Origin of the sequence: Georgenia sp. TF02-10, assembly GCF_022759505.1 — a bacterium.
Lineage (GTDB): Bacteria > Actinomycetota > Actinomycetes > Actinomycetales > Actinomycetaceae > TF02-10.
The window spans coordinates 3906214-3927021 of sequence record NZ_CP094289.1 but is presented as its reverse complement, the minus strand read 5'-3'; the positions used below and the strand labels follow the sequence as shown (position 1 = coordinate 3927021).

20 protein-coding genes and 1 riboswitch are annotated in these 20808 nt (G+C 75.1%); of the genes, 13 read left to right on the top strand and 7 right to left on the bottom strand.

Annotated elements, in window-relative coordinates:
* Positions 1-62: 62 nt before the first annotated feature.
* The gene (locus MF406_RS17875; protein ID WP_242895944.1) at positions 63-305 is read left to right on the top strand and encodes a hypothetical protein; all 243 of its coding nucleotides are present in this window, start codon (positions 63-65) and stop codon (positions 303-305) included.
* A 200-nt stretch (positions 306-505) separates the two neighbouring features.
* Here the strand turns inward: MF406_RS17875 and MF406_RS17870 are convergent, their stop codons facing one another.
* Positions 506-1303, bottom strand: a complete 798-nt coding sequence (locus MF406_RS17870; RefSeq protein WP_242895943.1) for a fructosamine kinase family protein — start codon at positions 1301-1303, stop codon at positions 506-508.
* Between the two features lie 291 nt (positions 1304-1594).
* On the opposite strand from MF406_RS17870, the gene MF406_RS17865 reads away from it, so the two are divergent.
* Entirely contained in the window at positions 1595-1885 is a 291-nt protein-coding gene (locus MF406_RS17865) for a hypothetical protein (RefSeq protein ID WP_242895942.1), read from the top strand.
* A 122-nt stretch (positions 1886-2007) separates the two neighbouring features.
* Entirely contained in the window at positions 2008-3579 is a 1572-nt protein-coding gene (locus MF406_RS17860) for an alpha/beta hydrolase (protein ID WP_242895941.1), read from the top strand.
* An 84-nt stretch (positions 3580-3663) separates the two neighbouring features.
* Here the strand turns inward: MF406_RS17860 and MF406_RS17855 are convergent, their stop codons facing one another.
* The 3 genes from MF406_RS17855 to MF406_RS17845 form a co-directional block, all read right to left on the bottom strand.
* Entirely contained in the window at positions 3664-4044 is a 381-nt protein-coding gene (locus MF406_RS17855) for a phage holin family protein (RefSeq protein ID WP_242895940.1), read from the bottom strand.
* A gap of 93 nt (positions 4045-4137) precedes the next feature.
* The gene (locus tag MF406_RS17850; RefSeq protein WP_242895939.1) at positions 4138-4500 is read right to left on the bottom strand and encodes a CrcB family protein; all 363 of its coding nucleotides are present in this window, start codon (positions 4498-4500) and stop codon (positions 4138-4140) included.
* Positions 4497-4955, bottom strand: coding sequence for a CrcB family protein (locus MF406_RS17845; protein ID WP_242895938.1), 459 nt, complete (start codon positions 4953-4955; stop codon positions 4497-4499). Before MF406_RS17845 ends, MF406_RS17850 begins: the two co-directional genes overlap by 4 nt.
* A 43-nt stretch (positions 4956-4998) precedes the next feature.
* A riboswitch (Fluoride riboswitch) is annotated at positions 4999-5075 on the bottom strand.
* 201 nt (positions 5076-5276) lie between these two features.
* On the opposite strand from MF406_RS17845, the gene hisC reads away from it, so the two are divergent.
* The gene (hisC, locus tag MF406_RS17840) at positions 5277-6359 is read left to right on the top strand and encodes a histidinol-phosphate transaminase (protein ID WP_242895937.1); all 1083 of its coding nucleotides are present in this window, start codon (positions 5277-5279) and stop codon (positions 6357-6359) included.
* Between the two features lie 170 nt (positions 6360-6529).
* On the opposite strand, the gene MF406_RS17835 is transcribed toward hisC, so the two are convergent.
* Positions 6530-7570, bottom strand: a complete 1041-nt coding sequence (locus MF406_RS17835) for an IS630 family transposase (RefSeq protein WP_242892089.1) — start codon at positions 7568-7570, stop codon at positions 6530-6532.
* 408 nt (positions 7571-7978) lie between these two features.
* On the opposite strand from MF406_RS17835, the gene pdhA reads away from it, so the two are divergent.
* The 4 genes from pdhA to MF406_RS17815 all read left to right on the top strand — a co-directional run bounded on the left by pdhA (position 7979) and on the right by MF406_RS17815 (position 13379).
* On the top strand, positions 7979-9121 hold the full coding sequence (gene pdhA / locus MF406_RS17830; RefSeq protein ID WP_242895936.1) for a pyruvate dehydrogenase (acetyl-transferring) E1 component subunit alpha: 1143 nt from the start codon (positions 7979-7981) through the stop codon (positions 9119-9121).
* A gap of 5 nt (positions 9122-9126) precedes the next feature.
* Positions 9127-10116, top strand: coding sequence for an alpha-ketoacid dehydrogenase subunit beta (locus MF406_RS17825; RefSeq protein ID WP_242897872.1), 990 nt, complete (start codon positions 9127-9129; stop codon positions 10114-10116).
* 65 nt (positions 10117-10181) lie between these two features.
* Positions 10182-11807, top strand: coding sequence for a dihydrolipoamide acetyltransferase family protein (locus MF406_RS17820; protein ID WP_242895935.1), 1626 nt, complete (start codon positions 10182-10184; stop codon positions 11805-11807).
* 252 nt (positions 11808-12059) lie between these two features.
* Positions 12060-13379 carry a lanthionine synthetase C family protein gene (locus MF406_RS17815; RefSeq protein ID WP_242895934.1) on the top strand — a complete coding sequence of 440 codons (1320 nt, stop codon included), beginning with the start codon at positions 12060-12062 and terminating at the stop codon, positions 13377-13379.
* Positions 13380-13511: 132 nt separating this feature from the next.
* On the opposite strand, the gene MF406_RS17810 is transcribed toward MF406_RS17815, so the two are convergent.
* On the bottom strand, positions 13512-14483 hold the full coding sequence (locus MF406_RS17810; RefSeq protein ID WP_242895933.1) for a helix-turn-helix domain-containing protein: 972 nt from the start codon (positions 14481-14483) through the stop codon (positions 13512-13514).
* Between the two features lie 231 nt (positions 14484-14714).
* Between MF406_RS17810 and MF406_RS18795 the strand changes: the two genes are divergently transcribed.
* The 4 genes from MF406_RS18795 (at position 14715) to MF406_RS17795 (ending at position 18061) form a co-directional block, all read left to right on the top strand.
* The gene (locus MF406_RS18795; RefSeq protein ID WP_256463913.1) at positions 14715-14840 is read left to right on the top strand and encodes a hypothetical protein; all 126 of its coding nucleotides are present in this window, start codon (positions 14715-14717) and stop codon (positions 14838-14840) included.
* A 446-nt stretch (positions 14841-15286) separates the two neighbouring features.
* A complete protein-coding gene (locus tag MF406_RS17805; protein WP_242895932.1) occupies positions 15287-16261 on the top strand; it encodes an ABC transporter ATP-binding protein in 975 nt (324 codons plus the stop codon).
* Positions 16258-17067 carry an ABC transporter permease subunit gene (locus MF406_RS17800; protein WP_242895931.1) on the top strand — a complete coding sequence of 270 codons (810 nt, stop codon included), beginning with the start codon at positions 16258-16260 and terminating at the stop codon, positions 17065-17067. Before MF406_RS17805 ends, MF406_RS17800 begins: the two co-directional genes overlap by 4 nt.
* Before the next feature lie 118 nt (positions 17068-17185).
* On the top strand, positions 17186-18061 hold the full coding sequence (locus MF406_RS17795) for an N-acetylmuramoyl-L-alanine amidase (RefSeq protein WP_242895930.1): 876 nt from the start codon (positions 17186-17188) through the stop codon (positions 18059-18061).
* 87 nt (positions 18062-18148) lie between these two features.
* On the opposite strand, the gene MF406_RS17790 is transcribed toward MF406_RS17795, so the two are convergent.
* Positions 18149-19984: a hypothetical protein gene (locus MF406_RS17790; protein WP_242895929.1), complete on the bottom strand. Its 1836-nt coding sequence runs from the start codon at positions 19982-19984 to the stop codon at positions 18149-18151.
* Between the two features lie 76 nt (positions 19985-20060).
* Here MF406_RS17790 and MF406_RS17785 point away from each other — a divergent pair, with 76 nt between their 5' ends.
* A complete protein-coding gene (locus tag MF406_RS17785; RefSeq protein WP_242895928.1) occupies positions 20061-20735 on the top strand; it encodes a DUF2993 domain-containing protein in 675 nt (224 codons plus the stop codon).
* The last annotated feature ends 73 nt before the right edge of the window (positions 20736-20808 follow it).

Below are 20808 nucleotides of genomic sequence, written 5' to 3'. Positions count from 1 at the left end.
GGAACTCCGGTAGTCTGAGCTGAGACAGACCACCATGAGACCACCGAGAGGGGAGGCCCGTCATGGCCGAGGAGTTCGACATTGAGCAGCGGTGGCCCGAGCTGTTCGCGCAGCTCGACGAGACTCAGCGGCGCGCCGTGGTGCAGTCGCTCGCGTCGGCCTGGCACGAGGGTTGGACCCCTAACCGTGAGGACGTGGAGAACCTGACCGATCGTGCTCGCGGCGCGATCGACCATGACGAGTACCTGCGTCGTGTCGACGCCGCGGCCGAGCGACACCGCAAGGTGCCCCCGGTTCGGCGCTGAGTCCGGCTCGGTCAGCTAGCGAGCCACGGAAGGCCGGAGGTGGCGGCCCGCACATGCCCGGTCGCGGCTCCAGAAGTATGGACGAGGGTGGGTGCTGAGCACCGACGTCGATAGGCGCATAGGTAGCCCGCCCCGGTGGGCGAGGAGTATCAGCTGGCGTCCGGCCCCGCAGGCCGGATTGCCGGCGCCCCGGACACCGGTCAGACGTAGCGGGCCGCCGTCGCCACCGACTGGACGCCGTAGGAGCCGCCGAAGAGCGCGGCGTGCACGAGGAGCATGTGCAGCTGGTGCAGCCCGACCCGCTCCCGCCAGCCGGGGGCCAGCGGGGAGATCTCCTGGTAGCCGGCGACGATCCGGTCCAGGTGCGGGGCGCCGAAGACGCCGAGCTGGGCCAGGTCGGACTCGGCGTGGCCGCCGTGCGCGGCCGGGTCGATGAGGGTGCCGGCGACCGCCGAGCGGCCTTGGCCGCCGTCGGCCGCCCACAGCACGTTGCCGGCCCACAGGTCCCCGTGCAGCCGGGCCGCGGCGCCGGTCACCGCCGCCGGCTGGTCGTGGTCGAGCTCCCCGCGGGCGAGCCGGGCGGCCAGCCGCTCGACCGTCTGCAGCCCGGCGGCGTCGATCGCGCCGTTGTCGACGGCGGCCGGCAGGTAGGGCAGCAGCCGGTCGGCCGCGTAGAACTCCCCCCAGCTCGACGGCCCGGGCGTAGGGTGCAGCGGCAGGGGCGCCCGGCCCATGAAGCCGTCCTGGTCCCAGCCCGCCGGCGGGCAGCCCAGGTGCGGCGCGCCCGCGGCGTGGGTGCGCGCCAGGGCCCGGCCGAACGCGGCCGCGGCGTCGGCGTCCGGCCGGCCCTCGGCGATGCGCCGGGTCTCCAGCCACCACTCCCCGGCGTCGACCACCTCGACGACGGCGGCCCCGTCCGGGGCGGCGGCGAGCCAGCGCAGGCCGGCCGCCTCGAAGCCGACGGTCGCTGCCGAACCCTGCTTGCGGAAGGTGGACATGGAGACATCCTGGCGCGTCGGCCGCGCGGGTGCCGGGCCAGCACCGCCCTTGGCTCGAGCTGCTTCCCGGCATACGCCTCTCACGACACGCAGGTCGTCCGGACTTGCGGTACGCCGCCCTGAGCATCGCGCTCTCGGAAGGCAGCGGCACCGCCAGGTGCCGCGCCAACGCCCGCCTCCGCACAGCACCTGTCGGTCGGTCTCCTCCTCCACAGCCCCTCGGCCCGGGTGGTCCCGCCGGCAGCGCCGCGGCCTAGCGTCCAGCCAGGCCCGACCCGAGGAGGTGCCGCGGTGAGCATCCCCGCCGCCGAGCAGTGCCTGCCGTGGGCACCGCCGGTGCCCTCCGACCTGGTCAGCCACCTCCGCGCCAGCCGGGAGGCGCTCGGCACCGCCGCGGCCCAGCTGACCGACGCGCTGCCCGCCCAGTGGTCGGGCAGCGGCGCCCGCGCCTACGCCGAGGCGGTCGGGGCGCTGCTGAACCAGGTTCACAGCCTCTACCCCGCCCTCGCCGGGGTGCTGACCGCCGCGCTCACGGCAGACCAGGAGCGCGAGGCCCTCCGCGCCGTGAGGGCCGGGACGTGACCGCCGGGCGGGTCTACTCCCTGGACCCCAGTCCGCTGCACGATCAGGGGTCAGGGCCCGGGCCGGGCCCGGGCGGAAGCACCGGTTCGCATGCGGGCGCCGGGCAAGGCGCCGGCCCGACCGTGATGATCACCGGCGGACCGGGCACCGCCGTGGACACCGCCGAGATGTCAGCGCTGCGCCAGGCCCTGCTCGCCGCCGCCGACAGCGCCGAGGGCGCGGACGCCGCGCTCGGCGCGGCCGGCGGGACGCTGCTCGGGTACTACGTCGAGACCGTCCCCGCCGCCCACGCCGTCGACGCCCGCATCCAGGAGCTGCGCTGGGGCACGCCCTCCCTCCGCAGCCTGGCGCCCGCCGTCCGCGACCTCGCCGCCGACCTGGAGCTCCAGCAGCAGTGGTACGAGGAGGCCGAGCAGCAGGTCGTCGCGAGCTTCCGACCACCGCTGTGGCGCTACCTCGTCTACTGGCTGCCGACCCGGCTCGTCCCGGTCCGGCTCCGGCTCGCCGCGCGGGCCGCGGAGCTGGTCAACATCGCCGGCCACGTCGGCGCCACCGCGGACACCCTCGGCGAGGACGGCCCGGACGCCGTCGCCGTGCAGCGCCACGTCCGTGCCCTGGGGGAGGACCTGCAGTTCCTCGAGGACACCGCCCTGACTGGGATCGTCTTCGTCGACGGCGAGATGGTCGACGTCACCGACCTCACCCCGGTCCAGCGGGCCGCGGTCGGGCTGCTGCCGGTCGTCGGTGGCGCCAGCGTGCTCCTGGGGCACGGCGACCTGCCCGGGCTCACCGTCCGGGCCACCGACCCGGGCAGGGCCACGGGCACCACCGGCACCGGGCGGCGGACCGGTCCGCCCGCCGCGCCCGGTCGACCGCCGGCCGACGGCGCGGCGCCGGCCGGCGCGTGGCAGGGCGGCGGGGGCACCTTCGGCCCGCCGACCGCCGTCGCCACCGCCCTGGCCCGGCCGGTGGCCACCCCCGCCGGCCCGGCCCAGGTCCTCGGCCGGATCCCGGCGCTGGAGCGGCAGATCCGCCAGCGCGGCACCGGTGCCGTGGAGGTGCTGCGGACCACCACGCCCGACGGCGCCCGGCGCTGGACCGTCGTCGTCCCCGGCACGCAGAGCCCCTGGGCGGGCGGGGCGAACCCGATGGACAACGAGACGAACCTGCGCACCCTCGCCGGGCTGCCCAGCGACATGGAGACCGGGGTGACCACCGCGCTGGACCAGGCCGGCGTCAGGCCCGGGGAGCCGGTCACGCTGGTCGGGCACAGCCAGGGCGGCCTGGTCGCGGCCCGGCTCGCCGCCGACCCGGTGGTCCGCGCCCGGTACGCCATCACCACGGTGCTCACCGCCGGCAGCCCGATCGGGCCGGTCCGCCTGCCCGACGACGTCGCGGTGCTGAGCCTGGAGGACGTCGAGGACCCGGTGGTCGGCCTGGACGGCCAGCCGAACGCGCCGCGCCTCAACCACGTCACGGTCGCCGTCGCCGGCGGGGAGGCCGCGGCCGGCCAGGCGCACCGGCTGCCCGGCTACGAGCGCACCGCCGACCTGCTCCGCGGCATCGACGACCCGGGCGTGCAGGCGTGGCTCGCGCGGGACGACGCCGCCCGGGCGGCCGGGGTGCCCGGCGCCCGCACCGACGCGATCGTCTTCGAGGTCTTCCGGACGACGGAGGAACGGGCGGAGCGCTGACGGGTCCAGCGGCCCGGGCGCTCGCTGACGGGTTCAGCGACCGGGGCGCTGACGGTCCAGCAGCCAGGGCGCTGACGGGTGCGGTCAGTCGTGGTCGCCCGGGATCACCGCGTGCAGGATCCAGCTGACGACCGAGATGATCAGCCCGCCCAGCACCGCCGGCCAGAACCCATCCACCTCCAGCCCGAAGCCGGTCAGCCCGGAGAGCCAGCCGGTCAGCAGCAGCATCAGGGCGTTGACCACGAGGAAGAACAGGCCCAGCGTGAGCAGGTAGAAGGGCAGCGAGAGCAGCTTCACCACCGGCCGCACCACGAGGTTGACCAGGGTGAACACCGCCGCGACGACCGCGAGGCCGAGCAGCTGCTCGCCGGTGGTGGCCCCCGGGGGCAGCGCGATGCCGGGGACGATGAGCGAGCACAGCCACAGCGCGACGCCGTTGACCACGAACCTGACGAGCAGCGACATGGTCCCCGATCATGCCATCGCCGGTGCCCCGGGCCTCGTCTTTACCGGGCGGGAGGCATCTGCGCGTCCTTGCGCGGCGGGAGCATCGGGGCCTCACGCAGCGACGAGGAGCCCCAGCGTCGAGGCGGCGAGGCTCAGGGCGAGCATGCCGCCGGTGTGCACGAGCGCCGCCCACGCGTCACCGCCGCGGAGCAGGCGCACACCCTCGACGGTGGCGGTGCTGAAGGTGGAGTAACCGCCGAGGAGGCCGACGCCGAGGACGGTCGTGACCGCGGTCCCGGCGGGGTGGGCGATGGCCCAGCCGGTGAGGAGCCCGAGCAGGAGGCAGGAGGTGACGTTGACGACGATCGTGCCCAGGGGGACGCCGAGCGGGTTGTGGCGGGCGACCAGGGTGTCGAGGAGGAAGCGGGCGGCGGCGCCGAGCCCGCCGGCGAGCGCGGCGAGCAGGGCGATCACCGGGCGGGTCCTGCGGACCCTGCGGACCCAGCGGGCCGTGAGTGCCGGGCGATCCGGATCGCAGTCGCGATGCCCGTGCCCGCCGCCACGAGGCCGAGGCCGACGCTCAGCGCCGTGTAGCCGACGGCGGTCGCGAGGGCGCCCTCCCGGGCGAGCCGGTCGATCTCGAGGATGAAGGTGCTGTACGTGGTGAAGCCGCCGATCACGCCGGTGCCGCAGCCCAGCCGCAGGGCCTGGCGCCATCCGCTGTCCGGTCCGCCGCGGAGCAGCAGCTCGAGGATGAGGCCGAGCGCGAACGAGCCGGCGACGTTGATCACCAGCGTGACCCACGGCAGCCCGCCCGGTGGCGGCGGGAAGACGGACTCGAGGCAGGCGCGGGCAGCGGTGCCGATCGAGCCGCCGACGGCGACCAGGACGCTCATCCGGCCGATCTGGGACCAGGCAGGTGGTCGCATCGTGGATCTCCTCCCGCGGGCACGGTCCTGCCCGCCGTGGGTCGACGAGACAGGAACCATCAGCCTGGCGGCGGTTCGGGCCTGAGCGCGGCCCCGGCGGGATCCATCGCCGACCGCTGACGGTACCGTCCCGCCCGGACGGGCACCTCGACGGGCAACTGGGACGGGCACCTCGACGGGCAACTGGGACGGGCACCTCGACGGGCAAATGGGACGGGTACCTCGACGGGCAACTGGGACGGGTACCTCAACGGGCAGGCGGGACCCGACCTCGACGGCCACCCCGGACGGGCGCCGTCGGCAGGTGCCATCCTTGGGCCCATGCCGAAGAGCCCCGCCGTCCGGCTGCGCCCGGACATCGAGTCCCTGCCCGCCTACGTGCCGGGCGAGCGCCCGGTCGGCACCCAGGTCTTCAAGCTCTCCAGCAACGAGATCCCGTTCTCGCCCCTGCCCGCCGTGTTGGCCGCGCTGGCCGACGCCGCCGCGGACGTCAACCGCTACCCGGACATGCACGCCACCGCGCTCGTCGAGGCCCTCGGCGCCTGGCACGGCGTCGGTGCCGAGCGGGTGACCGTGGGCAACGGCTCGGTCGCCGTCCTGGCCCACATCCTCTCCGCCGTGTGCCAGCCCGGCGACGAGGTCGTCCTGCCCTGGCGGTCGTTCGAGGCCTACCCCATCGCGACCCAGGTGGCCGGGGCGATGGCGGTCACCGTCCCCCTCGACGCCGCCGGTCGGCACGACCTGACCGCCATGGCCGCCGCGGTGACCCCGCGCACCCGGGCGGTCCTGCTGTGCAGCCCGAACAACCCCACTGGCCCGGCGCTGACCCAGACCGAGGTCGCCGACTTCCTCGCCGCCGTGCCGGCGAACGTCCTGGTCGTCCTGGACGAGGCCTACATCGAGTTCGTCCGCCAGCCCGACGCCACCGACGGGCCCGCCCTGCTGGCCGCGCACAAGAACCTCGTGGTGCTTCGCACCTTCTCCAAGGCCTACGGCCTCGCCGGGCTCCGCGTCGGCTACGCCCTGGCCCGGCGCCGCCTGACCGCCGGCTTCCGCGCCACCGCCACCCCCTTCGGCGTCAGCTCCCTGGCCATGGCCGCCGCGCTCGCCGCCCTGCCCGAGCAGCAGGCCGTGCGGGCGCGGGTGGTGCAGGTGGTCGCCGAGCGGGACCGGGTCGTCGGCCGGCTGCGCGCGCAGGGCTGGCAGGTGCCCGACCCGCAGGGGAACTTCGTCTGGCTGGCCCTGGGCCGCCGGTCGACGACGTTCGCGCAGGCCGCCCGGCACCGCGGCGTGCTGGTGCGCGCCTTCGGCGGGGAGGGGGTGCGGGTCTCCGTCGGCGAGCCGGAGGGGAACGACCTCTTCCTCGAGGTCGCCCAGGGGTGGATCGAGCGCGTGGGTTCCTGACGCGGCGACCGGCGGCGCGGGCGTCCGCACGGACGCAGGCGCGGCTGACGCTCGACTGCCTCGGTGCTCCGGCCGGGGCTCCTCCCCGGGGACCTCCCGGCGGCTCCGGCCCTGGCTGCGCATCGAAACTGGCATACTAAGGAGAACGTAAGTAAGTCGACTCCGGTCCGTTATGCGGTGATGTAGCGGAGATCTGGATCGGCGAAGAACCCGCGTACCAGGTGCGGTAGTTTCTGGAGGCGGTGGAGCGCGGCGATGACGTTGCTCTTGAACTCCTCGGCGGTGCGTGGGGCGGTGCGCCCGACGCGGTCGTGCTTGACGTTCTTCCAGACCCACTCGTCGGGGTTGAGCTGTGGTGAGTAGGCGGGCAGGATGAACACCTTCAGCCGGCCGTCGGTGGAGGCGATGAACTCCTTGACCTTCTTGGCCTTGTGGGTGGAGTGACCGTCGACGACCAGGTACACCCCGCCGCCGCCGTCGCGGCCGGTGTCGGCGAGCAGCTTCTTGCAGAAGCTGATGAACTGGTCGGCGGTGAAGGAGCCGGTGTAGGTGGCGAACCGCAGCTTTCCGGCGGGGGTGAGCGCGGAGATCATGTTCAGGGAGTGCCGGGCCCCGGTGGCCTTGACCACCGGGGTGCGCCCGACCGGGGCCCAGGTGGTCCCGGCGTGGTAGTCCGAGCGGATGCCGGCCTCGTCCGCGAAGTACACCGTCGCGCCCTCGGCCTTGGCCGCCGCCCGGATCGCGGGGAACTCCTCCGCCTTCCACCGCTCCACCGCCTCGGGGTCGGCCTGCCAGGCCCGCCACAGCGGGCGCTGGGGCGACAGGCCGAGCTTCCTGAGCAACCGGCCCACGGACACCTCCGACAGGTGCACCCCGAACTCGCGCCGGATCACCTCACGCACCATCGCCCGGGTCCACAGCTCGAAGTCGAACTGGAGCTGGCGCGGGTTGGTCCCGACGATCAGTGTGTAAAGCCGGCGCAGCTGGCTTCCGTCCAGCTTTGGTGGCCGACCCGGGACCGGTTTGGCCTTCAACGCATCCCGGCCACCCTCACGCGCTCTGGCCAACCACCCGTACACCGTTTTCGCGTGCATCCCCAGCATCTTCGCGACATCTTCCGGGTGGGCCCCGGCCTCTACCGCGTCCACCGCGCGGAACCGCATCTGCTCCAAGGTGGCGTGGTCCAGCTTCCGGCCGTCGTTGTCGCGCATAGAACCATTATGGCAGAAAAGGCCGCCGGAGTCGACCTACTTACGACCGCCTTAGTAACGGTTGTTGATCACAACCGTTTTGCCATTCTCGGTGCCCCACAGACCGGCGGCGCGGCCTCGGGGGCGGCCGTACCGCCCGGACGCCCGCACTCGGGCCCTGCGCGCCAGCCATCTGTAGACACCGGACAAGATTTTGCCAGCTCTGCCATCCCAGCCATCCCAAACTTGGAGGATCCGGCAAACCTGTACCTACGCAGCCGTAGCCTACGCTGGCGTAGGTTCGCGGCCGCCACCACCCCCGGCGGTCCGGACCGCGCCGCGCCCGCGGAACCCACCAGGAACCGCGGGCACGGCGTCGACAGGTGAGGTAGCGTGCCCGGAACGAGGCACCGTCGCCGAGGAGGTTGCGTGACCGAACCGCTCACCGCGATCGTCGGACCCGAGGCCGCACCCGGCCCGCAGGTCCAGCTCCTGGATCCGCAAGGCAGGCGACACGATCACCCGCTCTACGGACCGCTCGCGGCAGGACTGACCACCGACCAGCTGCGGACGATGTACCGCGACATGGTCCTCACGCGCGCCTTCGACACCGCCGCCACCGCTCTGCAGCGCCAGGGCGAGCTCGGCCTGTGGCCGCCGTGCCAGGGGCAGGAGGGCGCCCAGGTCGGCTCCGCCCACGCCCTGCGCCCGCGGGACTTCGTCTTCCCCTCCTACCGGGAGCACGGCGTCGCCCAGGTGCGGGGGCTGGACCTGCGCGAGCTGCTGCCGGTCTTCCGCGGCACCCGGCACGGCGGCTGGGACCCCCGCACGCACAACTTCCACATCTACACCTTCGTCATCGGCGCCCACACCCTGCACGCCGTCGGCTACGCCATGGGCGTCCAGCGCGACGGCGACGTCGGCACCGGGGACCCGGCGCGGGACCGGGCCGTCGTCGCCTACTTCGGCGACGGCGCCACCTCCCAGGGGGACACCAACGAGGCCCTGGTCTTCGCCGCCTCCACGAACGCCCCGGTGGTCTTCTTCTGCCAGAACAACCAGTGGGCCATCTCCGTGCCGTCCACCACCCAGAGCCGGGTCCCGCTCGCCTCTCGCGGCGGCGGGTTCGGCATGCCGTCGGTGCGGGTGGACGGCAACGACGTGCTGGCCTGCTACGCCGTCGCCACCGAGGCGCTGGAGCGGGCCCGGTCCGGCGGCGGGCCGACCTTCATCGAGGCCGTCACCTACCGGATGGGCGCGCACACCACCTCCGACGACCCCACCCGCTACCGGGACCGGGCCGAGGAGGACCTGTGGCGCACCCGGGACCCGATCACCCGGCTGCGGGCCCACCTGGAGGCGGAGGGCCTGGCGGACGAGGCGTTCGTCGCGGGCGTGGACGACGACGCCGCCGCCCTCGTCGCGGAGGTCCGCGCCTTCGCCCGGGGTCTGGAGCCGCCCCCGCACTCGGCGATGTTCGACCACGTCTACACCGCCGCGCACCCCCTCATCGACGCCGAGCGCGCCGAGCAGGCCGCGTTCGAGGCCTCCTTCGCGGAGGCGGACCAGTGAGCGCGATGCCGCTGGCCCGGGCGATCAACGCCGGGCTCCGCCGGGCCATGGAGCACGACGAGAAGGTCATGCTCATGGGGGAGGACATCGGCCCCCTCGGCGGGGTCTTCCGGGTCACCGCCGACCTGCACAAGGACTTCGGCCCGGCCCGGGTGGTGGACACCCCGCTGGCCGAGTCCGGGATCATCGGCACCGCGATCGGGCTGGCCATGGCCGGGTACCGGCCGGTGTGCGAGATCCAGTTCGACGGGTTCGTCTTCCCCGGCTTCGACCAGATCACCTCCCAGCTCGCCAAGCTCACCTACCGCTCCAACGGCTACCTGAGCCTGCCGGTCGTCATCCGGATGCCGTTCGGCGGCGGGATCGGCGCGGTGGAGCACCACAGCGAGTCCCCCGAGGCGCTGTTCGCGCACACCGCCGGCCTGCGGATCGTCACGCCGGCCACCGCGGCGGACGGCTACGCCATGATCCAGCAGGCGATCGCCGCCCCCGACCCGGTCATCTTCCTCGAGCCGAAGTCCCGGTACTGGGACAAGGGCGAGGTGGACCTGACCGCCGCCGTCGACCTCGACGAGCGCGCGGTGACCACCGGGCTGCACGCGGCCCGCACGGTCCGACCCGGCGAGGACGTCACCGTGGTCGGCTACGGCCCCACCGTGAAGACCGTCCTGACCGCCGCGGAGGTGGCCGCCGGGGAGGGCACCAGCGTGGAGGTCATCGACCTGCGCTCGGTCTCCCCGCTCGACGTCGACGCCGTCGCCGCGTCCGTCGCCCGCACCGGCCGGCTCGTCGTCGTCCACGAGGCACCGGTCTTCTTCGGCCCGGGCGCGGAGCTCGCCGCGCGGATCAGCGAGCGCTGCTTCTACCTGCTCCAGGCCCCGGTGCTCCGGGTGGGCGGGTTCCACACCCCCTACCCGGCGGCGGTGCACGAGGAGGAGTACCTGCCCGGGCTCGACCGCGTGCTGGACGCCGTCGACCGCAGCCTGGCGTACTGACGTCACGACAGCCCGGCGTGCCCCGGCGGGCGGGCCGGGCGCCCGATGAGCGAGAAGGAGCCCGTGTGCCCAGCTACCAGCAGTTCCGCCTCCCCGACGTCGGCGAGGGCCTGACCGAGGCCGACATCGTCGCCTGGTCGGTCGCCGTGGGCGACACGGTCGAGGTCGACCAGCAGCTCTGCGAGATCGAGACGGCGAAGTCCGTGGTGGAGCTCCCGAGCCCGTTCGCCGGGGTCGTGCACGAGCTGGTGGCCCCCGAGGGCGCCACCGTCCCGGTCGGCTCGCCGATCATCGTCATCGACGTCGACCCGGGCGGGGCGCCGTCGGACGACGGCGGGGCGCGGGGCGCGGCGGGCAGCGAGCCGGCCGCGAACGGCCAGCGCGGCCAGGCGGCGCCGGGCGGGCCCGGCGAGGCCTCGGCGGGCGAGGCCGCGGCCGGCGAGGCCGCCCAGGTGGTGGCCGAGGTGGGCGAGGTCGCGGCCGAGACGGCGGCCGCGGCAGGCGCGGCGGGTGAGGGGGCGTCAGCCGGCCAGGGGCAGGCGGCGACGGCGCCCGACTCCTCCGGCAGCGTGCTCGTCGGCTACGGCACCCGGCCCGGTGCTGCCGCCCGGCGCCGCCGTCGACCCGGAGGCCCCGCACCGGCCGGAGCGCCTGCCCCGGCCGCGCCCTCGGCCGGAGCCCCGGTGCCGGCGCCCCAGGCCGCAGCCCCGGCTCCGGCCGCATCGCCGGCGGCATCCCCCGCGCCCGCAGCTCCCGCGCCCGCGGCCCCGGCGCCTGCCCGGGCCCTGGCCAAGCCGCCGGTGCGCAAGCTCGCCAAGGACCTGGGCGTGGACCTCGAGGCCGTCGTCGGCACCGGGCCGGGCGGGCTGGTCACCCGGGAGGACGTCGAGGCCTTCCGACCGGGCGCCGAGGCGGCCGTCGAGCCGGGCACGCCGACCACCGCCGACGAGGAGCGGCCGTGGCTGGCCGGCGGCACCGTCTCGGCCGACGGCCGCCAGACCCGGGTCCCCGCCAAGGCGGTGCGCCGGCGGACCGCCGAGGCCATGGTCGCCTCGGCCTTCACCGCCCCGCACGTGACGGTCTTCCAGACCGTGGACGTGACCCGGACCGTGCGGCTCGTCGAGCGGCTGCGGTCCGACCGGGAGTTCGCCGGCGTGCACGTGACCCCGCTGCTCGTGGTGATGAAGGCGTTCCTGCTGGCCATCCGCCGCCACCCCGAGGTCAACGCCAGCTGGGACGACGACGCCAAGGAGATCGTCTACAAGCACTACGTCAACCTCGGCATCGCGGCGGAGACCCCCCGCGGCCTCCTGGTCCCCAACATCAAGGACGCCCACCGGCTGAACCTCCGCGAGCTGGCCGCCGCCCTCGGCGACCTGGTCAGCACCGCCCGCGCCGGCCGTACCCCGCCGGCCGCCATGGCCGACGGCACCGTGACCATCACCAACATCGGGATGTTCGGCACCGACGCCGGCACCCCGATCCTCAACCCGGGGGAGTCGGCGATCCTCGCCGTCGGCACGATCGCCAAACGCCCCTGGGTGCACCACGACCAGGTCAAGCCTCGGCACGTCGCCCAGCTGGCGCTCTCCTTCGACCACCGCCTCGTGGACGGCGCGCTGGGGTGCATGGTCCTCGCCGACGTCGCCCGCGTGCTACAGGACCCCGCCCAGGGGCTGGTCTGGGGCTGACGCAGGCCGCGCCGACGGCGGCCGGCGCAGGCTGAGCCCCCGTGGCGACGGCGTCCGGCGCCCGCTCCACGCCTCACCTGAGCCCGCGATCCACCAGGCGCCCCCCGGACCTCCCGTGGCCGGAACCGGACATGGCACGTTCCGGCCAGCCGTAATGCTGGCCCCGGCCGATCCCGGCCGCCTACGTTCGAGACGTCGCCCCCGGATGGAGGGTTCCGGGGGCGACGATCCGGACACCCAGGAGGGGTCGCTATGGACAGGGCGAGAGTGCAACCGGCCGAGCCGCACCGCGTCGCACCAGCGCTGGCACTGGCACGAGCCGACCTGTCCTCCCTGGAGGCGGCGTCCGAGATCAGGTCTGGCGCGGTGCTGGAGCTGCTCGTCACCGAGCCGCTCCGGCCCGCGCCGGACGGCCCGGCCCTTGCCCCGGTCCGCACCCTCGCCTCGCCCGGCCCCGCGCCGTCACAGCCGGCCGAGGACCTCATGCTCCCCGACCCCGGCGCCGACTACCAGCTCCTCAAGGACCGGATGGTCGCCGGCATCCTCGCCGCGGCCACCCCGCAGGATCCCGAGCGTCTCTTCCCCGGCCCGGGCGGGCCCGACGCCGTCACCTTCGGCCGGGGCGCCGCCGGCGTCCTCTACGCGCTCGCGGACGTGGGCGCGCAGGTGCCGGAGCCGCTCGTGGACTGGTTCAGCGCCGCGGCAGAGCGGCTCGACGCCGGCCCCGGCCTGTTCGACGGCCTCAGCGGCGTCGCGCTCACCCTGGACAAGCTGGGCCGGTCGGCGCAGGCCGCCCGGATCTGGGACCGCGTGGCCCAGGCCCCGCTGGCCGACCTCGACGTCTCGGTCACCCGCGGGCTGGCCGGTCTCGGCCTCGCCCTGCTCGAACGCAGCCCCATCCCCGACGAGACGTGCCTCATGGCCCGGCTGGCCGAGCTCGCCGCCGAGCTCGTCGACCGTCTCGAGGACGAGCCGTCCGGCGCGGGCGTTCTCGACGGTGGCACGGGCGCTGCCCTGTTCCTCCTCGGGCTCGTCGACCTCACCGAGGACGAGACGCTCCTGCCCGCCGTCGAGAGGGCCCTGCGCCAGGATCTCGACCGGCTGGGCTGGGGCCCGCCGGGGACGTTGGAGACCGGGACATCGGAGAACGCCGGCCAGTGGTGGGACCGGCCGGTCCTCGGCCCGGGCAGCGCGGGGCTGGCGATGGTCCTGCGCGAGGCCCGCGAGCACCTCTCGGCGCCCTGGCTGGCTGAGGCGCTGGACTGGATCACCCTCGCCTGCGAGGTGCAGGTCCCCGAGGCGCCCGGGCTCTTCGACGGGCGGGCCGGCACCGCCGTCGCCCTGTGGTACCTCCGCCGGACGCCGTGGGACACCCCGGAGCGGCGGCGGACGATCCTGCACCCGCACCTGGAGCGGCTCGGCCTGCCGACCGGTGCGGACAGCGCGTCGACGGCGTCCCTGGACGACGGCGGGACGGCCCCGGTCGACCTCGTCTCCGGGACGGCGGGCATCCTGCTGGCGCTGGAGACCCTGCTCGGCGCGGAGGACCGGCGCATCCCGTTCTTCTGGTGACGCCAACTGCTGGTGATGCCGGCAGATGGCCGGGGTGGATGGCCTTGGCCAACGGCTGGTCATCTTCCGGCCTGTCGTCGCCGCCGGCGAACGCCCGGCTAACCCATCGGCTGACCCACGACTAACACCGGATCACAGCCAGCCGCGTTCTGCGGCCCGGACACCGAGCGTGAACCGGCTGGGTGCGTCCAGCCGCTCGCTGAGGGTCGTCAGCAGACGTCGGACGGTCCGGATGGAGAGCCCGAGCATGCGGGCCGCCGCCTCGTCCTTCATGCCGCGGGCGAGGAGCCGGAGCAGCTCCCGCTCCTCGGGGCGCAACTCGGTCTCTTGCGGGGCGACCAGGTCGATCCCGGTGTCCCAGAGCAGCCTGAACATAGCGTGCAGGGACGCCACAGCCCCGGGTGCGCTGAGCACGATCGCGCCCTGGTCGGGGTTGGCGGGATCGAACATGACGACGGCGACCTCGCCGTCGTAGACCAGCACGCGATTGGGGATGCTGGGCACGGTTCGGGCCGCACCCCCCTGCCTGGTTAGCCATTCCGCGTACTCCATCACCCCGTCGGCATGGCGAGCGGCCGCCGGGAAGAGCGACCGCACCCGCACCCCGCGGGCAGCCACGATGCCCTCGTCCACCTTCGCCTGGTCGAGCATGTGCCGCGTGGGGGCCTTGGTCAGCATGGAGTCGATGTTGCGAGCAGCGTTCTGGCTCAGCTCGAGCAGGCGGGCGACGATCGCGTCGGTGTCGACGATGTGCTCGATCTGCCCGAGGCGCGTGTTCTGGATGGTGCGGTGGTACTGCTCAATGAGCTCGGCGGCCCGGGCCCGGGCCGCGCTGAGGGCCTCCTGCGTCCGGTGGAGCTCGGCCTCCCGCCGCCCGACGAGCCGCTCGAAGGCGACCTCGGGTGACTCGGTGCGCAGCTCCCGGGGGTCGGTGTGGGAGCGGCGCAGGAGCTGCTTCTCTTCGAGCAGCTGGAGGTAGCGGTGGAGCTCGAGGGGATCGGTGCTGGTGCGCGCGGCCAACCGTTCGAGCGGGATTCCCGGTGCGGCGAGCAGCGCCAGGTAGACCTCCACGGCGCGGTCATCCAGGCCCAGTGGTTCGAACATGACCCTCCTGATCTGCGCCTGGTCCGATGCTAGGGCGTAGCCGCCGCTGCTCACCAACTCCCTCCGCTTGGCATCTCGGCCTCACCAGACTGCCCGCCGTCCGTTTATCCACAAGGGGGACTTCCTGCCATGGCACGAAGCGGCCACGGTGGCGCGGGTCTGCACAACCCGGGCTTCGAGATGATCGGGACGGGTGGCCAGCCCGGCCCCGAACCGGACCAAGGAGAGATCATGCTGAAGAAGATTGGCGCCAGTGCCCTGCTCGCCCTCGCGATGCTCGGGATGACCGCCGCACCCTCGAGCGCCAAGGCCGAGGGCACCCAGTGCGCGCTCTGCTGGCCGGGGTACAAGTACTGAGAGACTGATGGGCCCGCCCGCCGGGGGATCGGACGGGCTCATCTCGCGCGGTGCTGCTGGCCGCACCGCGCACCGGCTCGGCGCGTCCCCGGGACGCCGGGGGCGCGCCGAGCCGACGTTCCGTGTGCCCGCTTGACTGCCGGCTCCTCACAGGCGAGGACTACTGGCTCCTCACCGGTGAGGGTTACCGGCTGCGCTGTCAACAGACAGTGGGATCTCCTTGTGGGTGGACAGGGCGCACCGTTGTGGGTGTTGCGCGGGTGCGCGTCGCTGACCGGCCAGGGGTAGGAGTCGCCCGATGATGGGAGTTCCGACGCCACCCACCGGAGAGACATCGCGACGTGCCTGACGCCACCCTCGACCGCCCTGATCAAGTCCACCGGCCCGGACGGCCTCTGTCGCGAAGCCGCACCGCTCTGCCGGCGACCGACCAGCCGCTCGTGGCCATGGTCGGCGTAACGAAGCGGATCGAGGACCGGACGGTGCTCGACGGCGTCTCGCTGCAGATCGCGCAGGGCCGCCTGCTCGCGCTCCTCGGGCCGAACGGCGCGGGCAAGACCACGAGCGTGCGCACGATGACCGGCCTGGTCCGACCGGACGCCGGCCACGTCGAGGTGCTCGGCGAGCGGCTGACGCCGGCCAACGCCGACCGGCTGCGGTCGGCCTTCGGGGTACAGAGCGACGGCGCCCTGTACGAGCAGCTCACCGTGCACGACAACCTCGACCTGTGGGGACGGCTGTACGGCCTCGGCCCGCAGGACCGCGCGAGGCGGGTCGACGAGCTGCTCGAGCTCTTCTCGATCGGCGACCGCCGCAGTTCCCGGCTCAGCACGCTGAGCAAGGGGCTGCGCCAGCGGGTCGCGCTCGCCCGCGCGATCCTCGCGCGGCCGGAGGTCCTGCTGCTGGACGAGCCGACGGCGGGGCTGGACCCGGGATCGGTCCGCGACCTCTACGCGATCCTCGTCGGGCTCCGTGACTCCTCGGGCATCGGGATCATGGTGTGCACCCACCAGCTCGAGGGGATCCAGCCGATCTGCAACGACGTCGCGATCATCGACCGCGGGCAGGTCCTGGTGCACGGCGCTGTCGCCGAGGTCATCGCGGCGCGCTGGCCGCAGACCGAGATCGAGGTGGACGTGCCCCCCGCTGACCTGGCGCGGGCGGTTGACGCGATCGTCCGCGCCGTGCCCGGCACGACGACCGGGGCGGAGAAGGGGAGCGGCCGGTCCTCCGCCCGGATCCTCGCGCGCGTCGAGGCCGCAGGTGCCGCGGAGGCCGCGGAGGCCGCAGAGGCCGCGGACGCCGCGCCCGCCGTCGTCCGCGCGCTCGTCGCGGCCGACGTGCCGGTGCTCGGCGTGGCCAGGCGGGAGCGCGGTCTCGAGGACCTCTACTTCGACGCGATCGAGGAGGACGCACGGTGAGCCGGCAGCGGATCGCGGCCGTCGTCGTCAAGGACTGGAAGGAGCTGCTGCGGAATCCGCAGGCGGTCGTGCCGGTCGTGGTCCTCCCGCTCGTCCTCGTGGGCGTCCTGCCGGCGCTGCTCATCGTGCTCGGCGGCAACCCCGCCGTCACGGGGGCGGTCAACGGCATGGACGCGTTCCTCGACAACCTGCCCGACGGGGTCGTGCCGGCCGGCTACGACGAGACGCAGACCACCGTCTACGCGCTGCTCGTCTACTTCTTCGCCCCGATGTTCCTGCTCATCCCGGTCGCGGCGTCGGTTACTGCCGCGAGCCAGAGCTTCGCCGGGGAGCGCGAGCGCCGCACGCTCGAGGGGCTGCTGTACAGCCCGCTGCGCGCCCGCGAGCTCGTGCCCGCGAAGATCGTCGCGTCCTTCCTGCCGTCGATCGTGCTCACGTGGTTCGCGTTCGTGCTGTACGCCGTGGTCGTCAACACCCTCGGCAGCGGCCTGTTCGGCGGCGCCATCCTCCCGACGGCGTCCTGGGCCGTGCTCGCCGTGCTGCTCGCGCCGGCGGTCGCGTTCCTCGTCGTGGGGCTGGTCGTCGGCGCGTCGCTGCACGCCAGGACCGTGCAGTCGGCGCAGTCGGTCGCCGCGTTCCTGGTGCTCCCGCTCGTCGCCCTCGTGATCGGGCAGGTCACGGGCGTCGCGCTCTTCGACGTGCGGTTCGCGCTCGCGCTGGCCGCGATCGTCGTGGTCCTCGACATCGTGGTGGTGACCGTGCTCGTCAGGCGCTTCGACCGCGAGGCGCTCGTCCTCCGTCTCTGACGACGGCGCCCGGGCCCGGCCCGGGGCCTGGCGGTGATGGCACCCGGCAGGCACGGCACCGGACGACGGCGGCCGGCCCCGCCGGGGGGCGTCGGGTGCGGGTGCGAGGATGGGCGCCGTGCCCCCTCCCGCCCCGCCCGCCGCGCGCCGCTGGTGGCCCGGGCGGGTGCTCGCCGTCGTCGCGGTCCTCGCCGTCGCCGTCGCCGGGCTCGTGCTGGGCGCCCGGCCGGTCACGCTCCCCGCGCCGGGCAGGGAGCAGCCGGCCCCCGCCGCGACGCCGTCGCCCGCGGCCGAGCCGGCGCCGACCACGCCGGCACCGCCGCTGGCCGGCCTGCACGTCGTGCTCGACCCTGGCCACAACGGCGGCAACGCCGCCGCCGCGGCCGAGATCGCCGCGCCCGTCGACGACGGTCGGGGTGGGACCAAGCCCTGCAACACCGTCGGCACCGCAACGGTGGGCGGCTACCCGGAGCACGCCTTCACCCTCGACGTCGCGCTGCGCGCCCGGGACCTGCTCGAGGCCGACGGCGCCCAGGTCACCCTGACCCGGACCACCGACGACGGCGTCGGGCCGTGCGTGGACGCCCGCGGCCGCGCCGCGCAAGAGGCCGGGGCGGACGTCCTCGTCTCGCTGCACGCCAACGGCTCGCCCAGCCCGGAGCCGCGCGGCTACTTCGCCATCGTGGCCGCCCCGCCGGTGCACGACGCCCAGGGCACGCCCTCCCGCGAGCTCGCCGCCGCCCTCCTGGACGCGCTCGCCGCGGCCGGGTTCCCGCCGTCGTCCCTCTACCCCGGGGCGCTCAGCGAACGGCCGGACATGGCCACGCTGAACCACTCCCAGCGGCCGGCGGTGCTGCTCGAGCTCGCCGAGATGCGTAACCCCGAGGAGGCCGCGCTCACCGAGAGCCCGGAGGGCCGGACGCGCTACGCCGCGGCCGTCGTCGAGGGGCTGCGAGCCTGGGCGGGCCAGGCGTCGTCGGCGGGCGGAGCCTAGGGGCGGGGCCGCGCGAGCCGGCGGAGCACCAGCCAAGCGGACCGAGCACCAGCCGAGCGGGCCGAGCACCAGCTGAGCCCGGCAGGCCTAGAAGGTCTCGATCCCGGCCCGCGCGACCGAGAAGCCTCGGCCGGTGAGGGTGCTCCAGCAGGTCACGCCGCTCTCCTCGCTCGTGCATGCGAAGCGGCCGGCGGTGGCGGCCTGGCCGTACTCCAGGGTGCCGTCCCCGGTGGCCGCCGGCGCGGCGCAGTCGGCCCGCGCCTCGTCGACCAGCCCGACGACGAGCGTGACGGAGCCGGTGCAGCCCGCCGGCGGCTCGAAGCCGACGTCGGAGATCGTGCACGACGTCGTCCCGCCGAGGGTGCAGGCGATGTTGCCCGACGGGGTGGCGAAGCTGGTGCGCTCCTCGGCGCCCGGCGGTGCCGGCCGGGCGAGCTCCACCCAGTCGGTGGTGGTGGTCAGCGTCGTGCGCAGCGCCTCCGGCGCGCCCGGGTCGGCGGCGGCGGCGTCGCTGACGGCCACCGCGTGCACCGGGGAGCAGCTCTGCTGCAGGCCGGTGAGGGCGTCGATGACCCGCTGGCCGTCGGCCGGGTCCGCCCACTGGCCGCCCTCGGCGGCCTGGCCGGCGAACCCGGTGAGCACCGCGGCGTCCGCGGCCGGGTCCGAGCAGCTGGACGACTCGGGAAGGGCGGCGAGGGCGGCGGCCGGGTCGGCCGGCTCCTCGGCGGCGCCGGTCTCGGGCGCAGCCTTGGTGGTGCCCTGCGCGTCGCCCGTCGGGGTGGCGGTGGGGTCGTCGGCGGTCCGGTCGGTCAGCGCCCACACCACGATGACCAGCACCAGCACCCCGACGACGGCGAGCAGCGCGAGGAGGGCCCGCCGTCCGGGCCCGTTGCCGGTCGGGCCGGTTGGGGCGTCGCGGGTGGGGGCGTCGGCGGTGGGGGCGCCGGGGGTGTTGGCGGCGGGGGCGTTGGCGGCGGGGGCGGTGGCCTGGCGGGCGCTCGCGCCGACCGCCGCGCCGACGGTCGTGGGCGCGGCCGACGTCGGTGCGGCCGGCTCCCGGCGCACCCCGGCCCACCGCGGGGTCGCCGCGGCTGCGGCAGCCGCCGACGTGCGGGTCGGCGAGGTGGTGGTCGGTGCGTCGCCGGATGCGGCGTCGGCTGGTGCGGCGTCGGCGCGATCGCCGGCCTGCACCGCGCGGAAGACCTCGGTGGGGGACTCCGTCGGCCGTGCCGCCGTCGGCCGTTCGGACCGCGGGGTGGCCGGGGTGAACACCGGAGGTCGGCCGGGTCGGCCGCTCTCGGGCTGGGCCCGCTCGGGCCGGGCAGTGGCCGATGAGGCACTGGACGGCGGTCCGGCGTCAAGCTCGGTGGCGGCCGGCCCTGGCTGGGCGGCGTGCGGTCCTGAATCTGTGCGGGTGGCCGGTTCGCCGTCGGGCTCGGCGGCAGCTTCGCTACCTGACGTGGCCGCAACGCCTTGTCCTGGCGTCGCCCCGGCCGGGGCCACGGACGGTGCCGGCTGCGCCGAGTCAGTGCCGGCCGCCGTCGGCGGGGCCGAGGTCTGCTGCGCCGAGGCTGGCTGGGCCGCCGTCGTCCCGGCCGCCACAGACCCGGCCGCAGGCGACGCGCCCCGGGAGACCGGCCGGCCACGCTGGGCACGCCCGGCCTCGGCCTGCCGGCGCAGCCGCTCCGCGGTGGGGATGCGCTCGACCGTGACCGATCCCTGCGGGGCCCGGCGCGCGGCCAGCGCGGCGTCGACCTCGGGCACGCCGAGGTCGCCGAGCCACTCCAGCAGCGCCGGGTAGGTCGAAGGGTTCGCCGCGATGGCCGGGCGGAGCTCGGGGTGGTGCTGGGCGAGGTGCTGCAGCGTGGTGAGCGGCGTCGCCGGGTCGGCCGCCTGCCGGGCCAGGTCGCTGTCGTCCGCCACTGCCACCTCCTCGTCAGACCTCGCACGAGGGTACAACCCGCCACGTCAGAGCACCGCTGGCCCCTACGGTGGGGCGGTGCGGCGACTCCTCGGTGTGCTGGTGGCCCTGGTCCTGCTGCTGGCGGCCGCCGTCGTGGTGGACCGGGTGGTCGCCGGCCGCGCCGAGGATCAGGCCGCGGACCGGATCGAGCAGGAGGTGGGCGCCCGGCCGGACGTCACCATCGAGGGCTTCCCCTTCCTCACCCAGCTCGCCGCCCGGGAGCTCGGCAGCGTGCGCGCCACGGCCGCAGAGCTGCCGGCCGAGGAGCTGGTCCTGACCGACGTCACCGCCCACGCCCGCGGCGTCGCCCTCGTCAGCCCGGTCACCCTCGCCCACGTCTCGGGCTCCGGCACGGTCACCTCGGCCGAGCTCCAGCGCCTGGTGCGCGCGCGGGTGCCCGACCTCGACGTCGACGTCGCCGCCGGCACCGACGGGGTGCGCCTGACGACCGAGGTGCTCGGGGCGGAGCTGTCGCTGCGCGCCGAGCCGGTCCTCGCCGGCGAGGTGCTCCAGGTGCAGGCCCGCTCGGTGACCCTCGGCGGCCGGACGGTGGAGGCCGAGCGGCTCGCCGCGCTCGTCGGCCGGGACGTCCTGCAGGTCGAGATCCCCGTCCCGGAGCTGCCGCTCGGGCTGCGGGTCGTGGGGGTGGAGCCGGCCGCGGACGGCCTGCGCGTGGCCCTGGAGGGCAGCGACGTCGTCGTGGAGGAGTGAGGGGGCGCTCCCGTCACCGCTCGGCGGGTCTCCGACGACGACGGCGGCCACGGCCACCCGTGACCGCTCGGCG